At 70.3% G+C, this 10,312-nt stretch carries 7 protein-coding genes; 1 reads left to right on the forward strand and 6 read right to left on the reverse strand.

Annotation, left to right across the window (positions count from 1 at the left end; translation table 11 throughout):
• Positions 1-36: 36 nt before the first annotated feature.
• From fxsT to fxsA, 5 genes are all read right to left on the reverse strand, one after another.
• The gene (gene fxsT, locus ACWGH4_RS22640; protein WP_453463724.1) at positions 37-3,978 is read right to left on the reverse strand and encodes an FxSxx-COOH system tetratricopeptide repeat protein; all 3,942 of its coding nucleotides are present in this window, start codon (positions 3,976-3,978) and stop codon (positions 37-39) included.
• Positions 3,962-5,296, reverse strand: coding sequence for a TIR-like protein FxsC (locus ACWGH4_RS22645; protein ID WP_441266551.1), 1,335 nt, complete (start codon positions 5,294-5,296; stop codon positions 3,962-3,964). Before ACWGH4_RS22645 ends, fxsT begins: the two co-directional genes overlap by 17 nt.
• Before the next feature lie 115 nt (positions 5,297-5,411).
• Complete coding sequence (locus tag ACWGH4_RS22650) at positions 5,412-6,185, reverse strand: aminoglycoside N(3)-acetyltransferase (protein ID WP_453463727.1); 774 nt, start codon at positions 6,183-6,185, stop codon at positions 5,412-5,414.
• Positions 6,178-8,367 carry a radical SAM/SPASM protein FxsBH, inactivated beta-hydroxylase extension form gene (gene fxsBH / locus ACWGH4_RS22655; RefSeq protein WP_453463730.1) on the reverse strand — a complete coding sequence of 730 codons (2,190 nt, stop codon included), beginning with the start codon at positions 8,365-8,367 and terminating at the stop codon, positions 6,178-6,180. Before fxsBH ends, ACWGH4_RS22650 begins: the two co-directional genes overlap by 8 nt.
• A 40-nt stretch (positions 8,368-8,407) precedes the next feature.
• Complete coding sequence (gene fxsA, locus ACWGH4_RS22660) at positions 8,408-8,572, reverse strand: FxSxx-COOH cyclophane-containing RiPP peptide (protein WP_441266554.1); 165 nt, start codon at positions 8,570-8,572, stop codon at positions 8,408-8,410.
• A gap of 249 nt (positions 8,573-8,821) precedes the next feature.
• On the opposite strand from fxsA, the gene ACWGH4_RS22665 reads away from it, so the two are divergent.
• On the forward strand, positions 8,822-9,730 hold the full coding sequence (locus ACWGH4_RS22665) for a DUF4231 domain-containing protein (RefSeq protein WP_453463734.1): 909 nt from the start codon (positions 8,822-8,824) through the stop codon (positions 9,728-9,730).
• A 20-nt stretch (positions 9,731-9,750) separates the two neighbouring features.
• On the opposite strand, the gene ACWGH4_RS22670 is transcribed toward ACWGH4_RS22665, so the two are convergent.
• Positions 9,751-10,230, reverse strand: a complete 480-nt coding sequence (locus ACWGH4_RS22670; RefSeq protein ID WP_189473517.1) for a hypothetical protein — start codon at positions 10,228-10,230, stop codon at positions 9,751-9,753.
• Between the last annotated feature and the right edge of the window lie 82 nt (positions 10,231-10,312).

Here is a 10,312-nt window from a genome sequence, read left to right on the forward strand (position 1 = left end):
CCTGCGGGCACCTCGGCCCGCACCGTCACACCGCCGTCACACCGCCAGCGGCTCGAGGTCGCGGTAGACGCGGCGTTCGTCCTTGGCGATGCGGGTGAGCGCGTGCTCCTCGCCCAGCAGCCGCTGGAGTTCCTCGACCGTCTCCACGCGCAGCTGAGCCGCCTCGTCCTTGCGCCCCAGCAGTCCGAGCGTGACGGACATGTTGGAGGCGATGCCGAGCACCTCCGGGTGGTGCGCTCCCAGCACCTCGCGCAGCCGGCCCACGGTCCGCCGCTCGATCACCAGTGCCTCGTCGCAGAGGCCCAGGTCCGCAAGGGCGTTGGCGAGGTTGATCGTGCTGTAGAGGGCGTGCGGATGGTCCTCTCCCAGGACCTCGCGCATCACCTCGACCACGTCCCGCAGCAGCCGCTCGGCCGTCTCCGGCGTTCCGCAGCCCCACTCGTAGATCCCGAGGTTGTTGATCGCGGCCAGGGTGTACGGGTGCCGCTCGCCGGGGACCTGCCGGTACTGGTCCACGACCTCCTGGGCCAGGTCCCTTGCCGCGACGGGCTCGCCGGCGGCGAACAGGTCCGCCGCCAGGTTCAAGTCGCAGGCCAGCGAGTCGGGGTTGGCGGAGGTGTACTTGGCGCGGTAGCGGTTGCGGGTCGCGGTCGTCAGCCGCCGCGCGTCCTCCAGCCGGCCGGCCCTGCGCAGCGACACCGCGAGGCTCTTGCCCGCGGCCAGCGTGCCGGGGAACGCCCGGCCGAGCTGCTCCTTGTAGACCTCGTAGGTGCGGCTGAGCACGGACACGGAGTCCTCGTACCGTCCGACCTCCCTGAGGTCGCGGGCGAGGTTCATCGCCGAGGAGAGCGTGTACGGGTGCTCGGGGCCGAGCACCTCCGTGCGCCGGTCGAAGACCTCCTGGTCGATCTCGCGGGCCCGCGCGTACTGCCCGACCATCCGCAGATTCAGCGCCAGGTTGTTGGCGGCGGCGAGCGTGCGCGGGTGGGACTCGTGGAAGATCTGGCTGAACCCTTCGTGCGCCTCGGTCGCCAGCTCCATCGCCCTGCCGTACTCGCCGAGCGTGCCGAGGTCCATCGCCAGACCGCTGGTGGTCATGTACGTGTGCGGATGGGAGGCTCCGAGGACCGCGCGCTGCCGCTCCAGGGTCACCTCGTCGAGGTCCTTCGCCTCCACGTAACGGCCCTGCGAGCGCAGGATGTTGGAAAGATGGAAGCGCAGGTAAAGGTACTGGAGGTCGTCGTTGCCGAGCATGTCCTTCCACGCCTCGCGCAGATCGCTGGCGAGGGTGTAGGCCGTCTTCCAGTCGCCGCGCTTCCACAGGTAGCGCACCCGGTCGATCAGCAGCCTGCGGGTCTCCGGCTCCTTGCAGTACCTGGCCTCCGACGGGCCGAGGTGCGGCCAGATGGTGTTGAACCGCGGCCAGGTCTCGGGGTTGTCTATCGGCTCGTCGTCGTCGGGCCTGGCGCCGGCGAGGATGCGGTGGACGGCGTGGCGCGCGTCCATCTGCTCCTCCTCGCTCAGCTGCGCCCTGATGACGGCCTGCACCAGCCGGTGCACCTGGATGGAGTTGGAGACCTGGTCGACCTTGGCGAGGGCGAACCGGCCGATCTCCCGGATGACCCGGCCCAGCACCAGCTTCTCCTGGAGGGAGGCGTCGTACGGCTTGAGCGCGTCGATCATCTCCTTGCTGTAGAGCAGGTTCGCGGAGATCGGCTCGGGTGCGAAGAAGGCACACAGCTGAAGCAGCCGGACGGCCGCGGGAGAGCGCTCCTTCAGCCGCTCGATGGACACGTTCCAGGTCGCCGCGACCGGCTCCGGGTAGCCGGCGGGCTGGTTGAGCGCCAGCACGCTGGCGGCCTGCTCACGCAGTTGCTCCAGGTAGGAGGCGACCGGTGTGGCCGTCTCCGCTATCCAGGCCGCCGCCTGCTCGACGGCGAGGGGCAGGTCACCCACGGCCGTGGCGACCTGGTCGGCGTCCTCGGCGCTCAGGCCCCGGGCGCGCCGCTGTATGTGCTCGATGGACTCCTCGCGCAGGAAGACGTCGACGGGCAGTGCGTCGCCGTACTGCGACCAGGTCTGGTTCCTGGAGGTGACCAGGACGTGGCCGGGGCCGCCCGCGGGGAAGAAGCGCTTGAGCTGCTCGGGGTCGTCGGCGTTGTCGAAGACCAGCAGCCACCGTGACGACGGCACTCCGCGCCGCAGCAGGTCGATCGCCTCCTGCGAGGCGGCGGCCATGTCCTCGCCGCCCTGCGCGCCGAGCCGGACGGCGAGCTCGGCGAGTCCGGCGACGACGTCGTCGGGCTGCTCCGAGGAGATCCACCACACCAGGTCGTAGTCGGCCATGAACCGGTGGACGTACTCGAGGGCCACCTGCGTCTTGCCGACGCCGCCGAGTCCGTAGAGCGTCTGGGGCTGCGGCAGGACCGCGGCCACGGCCATGCCGCCGCCGAGCTGGTCGCGCATCCGCTCCAGCACGACGGAACGGCCGGTGAAACCGGGGTTGCGGGGCGGCGCGTTCCAGATCTTGGGCACCGTTCCGGGGAACCGCGGTCCGGGCGACGACGGCTCGGGAAGCTGCACCGGACGGTCGAGAGCCCGCAGCAGGGCGCCGGTGGCGTGCACCTCGTCGAGCCGGAACAGGTCGACCGGGTTGCGGTCGATGTAGGGGGTGGTGAGGCGGACGTCGCCGACCCGTATCGGGAGCAGGTGCCGCCGCCCGCCGCTCGGGTCCTCCGCCGCCGCGCGCTGGAAGACCTCCACGGCCCGGGCCGACTTGAGGTAGGCGCTGGACAGCAGCACGACGGTACGCGCGGCGTTCTCCGCGGCGGCCGCGTCGACCTCCACGGGATCGTGTTCCGCGGACACGTCACGCGGCACGACCCGGAAGCCGGCTCTGCTGAGCACGTACTCGACCCAGTCGGCCCACATGCGGTTCTCGGCGACGTAGCTGAGGAACAGGTCGGCGGGCAGTGCGGGGCGCCGGCGGGTGAAGGCGTCCCTGATGCGCAGCCGGACGTCCTCGTTGACCGGCGGCATCGCGGTGACCTGCTGATCGGTGACGACGGCGGTGAGGCGTTCGAAGGCGGAGAGCAGGGAGCTGGTGAGCCCGGCCTCGTCGCCGAAGGTCGCGAGCGTCTCCTCGTAGGCGTAGTAGGGCCGGTAGGGGATCTCCACCGCGCCCCAGTACGCGGTGGCCTCCTCACCGGTCAGGCCCGTGGGGAAGCGGTCGAACTTGAGGCGCGCGAGGGCCCGTCCGGCGTCCGCCTTCTCCTTCTCCCCCTCGTCGATGCGCATGGGGACGGGGAAGATCCGGATGCCCCGGCCGCCGTACCGCTCGTCGATCTGCCGGGCGACCGCGGCGGCGCCGTCGATGGACTGGTCGCTGAGCGTGAAGCAGTCGACGAGGACGTCGGGCAGGTGGACGGTGCAGATGTCGGCGATGTCGCTGAGGCCGGTGCGGCTGTCGATGAGGACGTAGTCGTAGTTGGCCTTCATGTCGTCGCGCAGCGCGTCGAAGAAGTGCCCGCCGCCGAGCCGGTCGTAGAAGTTGTCCCAGTCGAAGGTGGACACGGTCGCGGAGTACTCGCGGTTCTGCTTGCCCGCGGAGACGAAGTCGAGCGTGCCGCCCTCGGGGAACTCCCAGCCGAGGCTCTCGGGGGTGAGGGAGACGGCGTGCGGCTGTATGCGCGCGTAGTCCAGGTGCCAGTCGACGCGGCGCGGCTCGGGATTGGTCGCGGCCCAGGCGTACTCGGTGATCAGGTCGATGACACCGGTGGTGGCGCCCAGCGTGGAGGGGTCCAGGAACGGGTGGAAGAAGCGGTGCAGGCCGGGTGCTTCCAGGTCCCAGTCGACGGCCAGCACCCGCTTACCGTTCGCGGCGAGGATCCAGGCCACGTTGGCCATGGCCATCGTGCGTCCCGTACCTCCCTTGTACGAGTAGAAGGTGACGATGCGCCCGTCACGACTGGCTGTCATCCGTGTCCTCCGCATCAGGGGCGATGTCACGCACGTTCGGGACGTAGTGGGTGGTGCTGTACTCGGCCATCGGACCGCGCAGCCGGGGCCGTTCGCTGTGGCTGCCGCCGCCCGGCGGGGCCGGTGGGAAGGCCTCGGCGTGGCGCAGGTACTCCTGGGCGGCCGCCTCCGCGACCTGTGGCAGCAGGTGCCCGAAGGCCTCCATGCTGTAGACGCCCTTGGCCGCCGCCTGGCAGGCCGCCCGGCCGTGGCTCATCTGGTGCGGCATGGTGCGCTCCAGTTTCTCGATCAGATCGGCCTCCGCGTCGCGACTGTCCGGGTCATCGCGGTTCCAGGGGACGACGACGCTCACCCACGGGTGCGGATGGGCGTCGAAGGCGGCGAGTTTGCGGCGCCGTTCCTCGTTCTCGAGGGCCCAGCGGTCGATGAGCAGGATCTCGGGGCGGGTCGGCGGCTGGCCTGCGGCCGGCAGCGGCTCGTGGTCGAAAGAGGAGACGGTCGGCTGATAGTTGAGGGAGCGCACCAGGTCCTGCGCGACATACGCCAGCGGGCGGGCGGAGTCCGGGTGGTACGGGTTCCAGTCCTGTGACTGCTTGCCGTAGTAGTCGGCCGACCGGCCGGGCGGCAGATCGTGGCTCGTGGGCGCCGCGACGGTGACGTGCATGGGCCGCGGGCCGACGCTGGGTCTGCCGAAGGCGCTGGGCGCCTGGCGGAACTCGACGGGGCTGCCGGGGGCGAGCCGTATGGTGTCGGCGACGCTGACGATCCGTTTCGCCAGCTCGTAGACGGCTGCCTCGTACTCCTCCGCGAAGATCCGGAGCTTGATCAGCCCGTAGAGGCCGTCCGTCACGTACCTGTCGCCGAAGGCGCGGTGGTTGAACTGCAACCGCTCCGCGGGGCCCGGGAGTTGTTCGGGCGGCATCGGCACCCATAACGCCGGGACGATCGCCTCCGCGGGGCGGTTGCTCTTGGCGTGGTGGTAGATGGCCCGCTGGGCGAAGGCGTACCACTCCTTGCCGCACATCTCGCTGGCGAAGTAGCGGGGGGAGAAGAGCGGGACGAACACCCGGCAGCTGGCCAGCACTTCACCCAGCCGCTCCGACCAGCCCTCCCCCGAACGTATCTCCCGGTCCATGAAGCCGGCGGGTGCGCCGGCCGGCAGATCGGTCATGGCCATCACATGGCCGCACAGGTCGCGGAACAACCGCTCGACCCACATGTCGGGGTCAGGACCTCCGGCCCCGTACCGCGGTGTGTGCGCGTAGCTCAAGAAGAAGTACGGTCGATGGTCCGCCGCCCGCTGCGCTGAATCCGACACACGACCCCCGTCCTGCGTGAACGCCCGGCCCGACACCCGCCTTCGGTGAAGGACGCGAGCGAAGTAATCATTCCGGAGCGAGTCACGCTCCATCCCCCCGCCGTTCGGTCAATCATCACCGCTTTTCGGTCATCCAACCCCTCGCGTGGTCGACCGCGTCCCTGATCGCGAACAGCCTTGCGGTTCTTCCGCCGAGTTGTCCGCTTCGTTCCACTCCCCATGAGAAGGCGGCGCCGATCGCCTCGAAATCGCTGTCGTCCAGCACGACATCGGTGTATTCGGTCCATTCGGAGCCGCCGTCCGGCCGCCGCACCACACAACGGTAGGTGCGCAGCGGAGATCCGACGCGGTATTCGGCGAGATGGAACGCGGTGCATTTGGCGAAGCCCACATTGATCATCAGTACGTGCGCTCCGGCGCGGTCGAGCGCGCCGAGCGGTGAGCGCTCTCCGAGATGGCAGTCCAGCGGGTGCTCGGCGAGGAGTTCCGCCGCACGCCGGCCGAGCGCCGCGAACGACGTCTGCGGATGGGCGCTGCGCAGCGCCCCGGGAGCGGTCCGTACGGATTCGGCCAGCCGGCCCATCCCCTGAGCGGGCGTGGTGGCCGGGTCGAAGGCCGGCATGTCCGCCCGGAAGGCCGCCGCCTGCTCGGGTGTCATGCCGCGCACCCGGGCCAGGTACGCGGACGAGGTGTCCGAGTTCTCCGCCGTGAAGGCCGGGACGACCAGGGTCCCCTCGGGGCCGACGGCCTCGAGGAGCGCCTCCCGCAGCCGGCGGGCGCCGAGCCCGGTGGCGTGCAGGGAGGCATGGACGAGGAGCGTCATGCCGCTGCGCACTCCCAGGGCGCGCAGGGCCCGTAACGGTTCGCGGTCGCCTGACGGGTCAGTCACGGGCTGCCTCCTTGTGCAGGGCGGCGATGAGCCGCTTGCCGCTGACGGTCGGTTCCGGGGCGTCGCGCAGAGCCTTGAGGGCGAGGACGGCGTGGGCGGCGGCCGACGGTTCGAGGGGCGCGAGCAGGACGCGTTCGTACGCTCCGGCCAGCAACCGCGAGGCGGGCATTGGCTCGTCCTGCCAGGGCGCCGGGTGCAGCCAGGCGCCGTCCTCGGCCAGGAGGTCGGCCACTTCCCCGATCGCGCGCAGTTTGGCCCGGGAGAAGCCCCGCAGCAGCGCGGCCGCCAGTTCCGCGGGGCTTCCCTCCAGGTGGAGGCCCAGGGCGCCGTACGCGTGCCGTCCGACCGAAGGACCGCCGCTCCGCAGGGGTGTCAGGGTGGTGAGGGAGGCCGCGATCTCGGCCGCCTGTTCCGGTGCCACGTCCCGCAGCAGGGCCCACGCCCGGGAGAGCGCTCCCGTGTCGCCCACGGCGCTCACCGGCGCGTCGTAGCAGTCCCGGAACGGGTCGACGTCCTCCAGCACGAGCCCCGGCCAGCCTTCGAGTCCGGGCCGCCGCGGGGACCGCCAGCCGGGCGCGGCCTCGCCGGGACGTACGCGTAACGCCTCGCGTCCCGGCACGCTCACGAGCACGTCGTCGGGCCCGCCGACGACCTCGGCCTCGCACGGCGAGCCGTCGGCGGTCAGCCGGAGCTCGCCGAGGGTCGGCAGGACGAGCGTGCCGGCGGGGCAGCCCACCCGTACGGGGACGCCGAGCCGGCTCCGTACGGCGGCGGCGGCCACGTAGGACTCCAGACGCAGGGCGAGTCCGACCGCGTCGGGGCGCTGCTCGCGCAGGGCGTCGAGGCAGGTGTGAAGCCAGGTGCGGGTGTAGGGGTGGGCGTAGATCTCGTCGAGGCCGAGCGATGTCTCCTCGATGACCGACGCGAGTTCCCAGGCGGCCGACCACCGCTCTCCGCCCCGGCCGCCCAGCTCCTCGTTGAGCCGGGCGAGGGTGTAGCGGGTCAGGTCCTGCTGGAGGATGAGCAGCGCCTCCGGATCGCTCACGGCCGGGGACGCGGTGGACTGCGCCGTGCGCTCCTCGATGCCGCGGACGAGCGCCTTGAGGTCGTTGCAGTACACGGAGGTGTTGTCGAAGCCGGAGCCGGTGGCGTAGCGGTGTGTGTAGAGGCCGCCGCCGCAGGAGCGGACGACCGGGCACTGACGGCACGTCCTGCTCACGCCCGCGAGGCCGAGTTGGCGTGCCTGGACGCCCGGGTGCAGGGCCACGTCGTCGAAGCGGTGCCGGAAGACGTCGAACCCGGTGGCGGCCGCGCCCTCGTAGGCGCTCTTCAGGGAGTCGACCTGTTCCAGGGTGCCGTCGGTCTCGACGACGACGAGGTCGGAGGGGGCGAGGCCCAGGGATTCGGTGAGGCTGGGGCCGCCTGCCAGGGTGGAGAACACCGAGTCGAAGAGCCGCACCGGCACGGGCCTGCCCCGGGCGTCCCAGCGGTCGAAGACCTCGAGGATCCACTCGGCGTAGGCGGTGGGCGAGCCGTCCGGTCTGGCCGGCGGGTCGTCCCAGGTGGCGTGGGGCAGGAGGAAGTCGATGCGGGGAGGTTCGAGTTCGGCGAGGGCGTCGTACACGGCGACCGGGTCGTTGGCGACGTCGATGGTGCACAGCAGGCCGAGGTAGAGGTGGCGGTAGCGCTCCTGGCGGAGGAGGTCCACGGCCCGCAGGACGAGCGGGTGGCTTGTGCGGCCGTCCGCGTAGCGGCGGTGACGGTCGTTGGCGCTGCGGTCCCCGTCGAGGGAGATGCCGACCCGGACGTCGAATTCGTCGAACAGGTCGAGAAAACGGCTGCTCAGCTGAATGCCGTTGGTGTGGATCCGTAAATCGAGCGCGGCGACCGGTTCAAGGGCTGCGGTGAACTCCTCGCAGACGCGGCGCAGACGCTCGGGGCCTGCCAGCAGAGGCTCCCCTCCGTGCAGGATCACTGACACGGAGGGCAGGGCATGGCTCTTGGCATGCTCGGCCAGTCGCAGAGCTGTCCAGGAAATCGCTTCGTCAGAGATTGCCTTCGGGCGGGTACGCCAGCTCTGATCAGCGTGTTCATAGATGTAGCAATGATCGCAGGCAAGATCGCACCTGCTGTGGACCTTCACAACGATCTGCTGGAAGGGGACCAGTGTGGGTCCTGTCATTCCACCAGTCTAGGGCCGGTCCGAGGCCCCGCGGAGCCGCTCAGAGCGACGAGTTGAAGGTGGTGACGCGCAGACCGCGTGCTTCGGAAGCGGGAAGGACGCGGGCGAGCTTCTGCGCGGCATCGGCACCGCGGACGTCGATCTGCGCCAGCGGAACGCGATTCTTCTTCGCAGCGGCGAAGGATGCGGAGGAGTGAAGGGTCATCGGGGGGCCGTCCTTGATGTTGTGTCCAGCTCAAAGCTGTGTCTGCGGGGATACCACGCACCGTTGCGATGCCGGCGGCACGACTTTACTCTCATGGCCACTCTCAGCAACTCAGCACGGGGATAAGCAACAAAAGAGTTGCACCACATTCTCGCAGGGCCGCAAGGAACAAGCGATTCCGCCTAATGAGTGAACACAAAACCGCAGACGGGGGTGTGTATGAGCGAGCTTTCCAGCCCTTTGCACAGCATGGTCTTCCGCAACGGCGATCTACCGGTTCTCTACCACCGCACGGACGCCATCGCCGTCGCCCGCCAGCGGGAGGCCGTCACGGCCACCCGGTCCCAGCTGCTCCTGCTGGTGGCAGGCGCTGCTCTGGCCTCGCTCCCCACCTCGCTGAAGGTCGGCGAATCCTTCCAAGTCGCCGCGTTCCTCAGCGCGTTGGCGTACGCCGGGGTACTGCTGCTGGGGTACCGCTCCTCCCGGCGTCGAGCAAAGTCGCACTGGCAACTGAACCGCTCCGCGGCGGAGTTCATCAAGTCGATGTGCTGGCGGTACGCGGTGCACGGTGCTCCCTTCGACTCGCATGTCTCCGACCGTGGTGCCGATGACCTGTTCTCCACCCGTCTGGAGGAAGGGTTACGGGAGTTGGCCAAGGTCGGCTGGGAGGATCCGCGCACGGCGGACGGGGAGACCGCGGCCGGCGACCTGATCACCACCCCGATGCGCCGGCTGCGGGCCAAGCCCTTCAGCGTCCGCAAGGAGACCTATGTCAGGGACCGGCTGATCGAGCAGCGCAACTGGTACCACCGGCGTACGGAGATGTCCCGTCGCGCGACCGCGCTCTGGTCCGCGTCGATCGCCCTGCTCACCCTCTTCGCACTGTTCTTCGCGACCCTGCGCACCTTCTCCGTGGCGGACTCCTTCCACGCCCAGGGCGTGCTGTCCGCTGCCGCCGCCGCGTGTCTGGCCTGGGGGGAGATCCGCCGCCACCAGCCGCTGATCGCCGCCCACTCGCTCGTGGAGGAGGACCTGGCGGCCATGCACACGGCCATGGAGACGACGGTGACCGACGCCCAGTGGCCTTCGGCCGTCTACGAGACCGAGCGCATCGTCTCCCCGCAGCACACCGACTGGCTGGTCAGACACCGCAGTTGAGCCTCAGCCGAAGGCGCGTGTCAGTCCCGTTCGAGGCCCTCGCGCCAGATGACGGTCACGGGTTTGCCGAGGTCCCTGGCGTACCGCACGATGTCGCCGGTCCCACCGTGACCCCGGGCAGGCAGCCCGTCCCAGACCGCGAGGAGCCGGTCGCAGTGGTCGGCGATGTAGGCGCCGGCCGCGTAGTAGGCCTCGTCGGTCGAGTACGGGAAGGCCAGCCTGACCTCCCGGGTGGCCAGGGCCTTGAGCCGGCGGTAGTGGGCCAGTTCCTCCGGGGCCGTGAAGCCCTGTTCGTAGTCGCCGCTGGGGATGACGGCGGTCAGTTCCGCGCCGCAGTCCAGGGCGATGTCCGCGAAGAGCTGGTCGGCGCCCACCGCGAGACTCGACAGGGCCTCCATCGAGCCCTGATGGCCGCACAGCACGGCCCGCAGACCGGCGCGGATATGGGCACGGGCCTCGGCCGGGATGCCTCGGTGTCCCGTCACTCCGATGCGTTTCACTGCGTCGCAACCCCCGTCACTGCGCTCCCCCGCCGTCCTGACATCCTCTCAAACCAGGACCATACGTCGAGCCCTCGTCCTG

The organism is Streptomyces sp. NPDC054847, assembly GCF_053610925.1.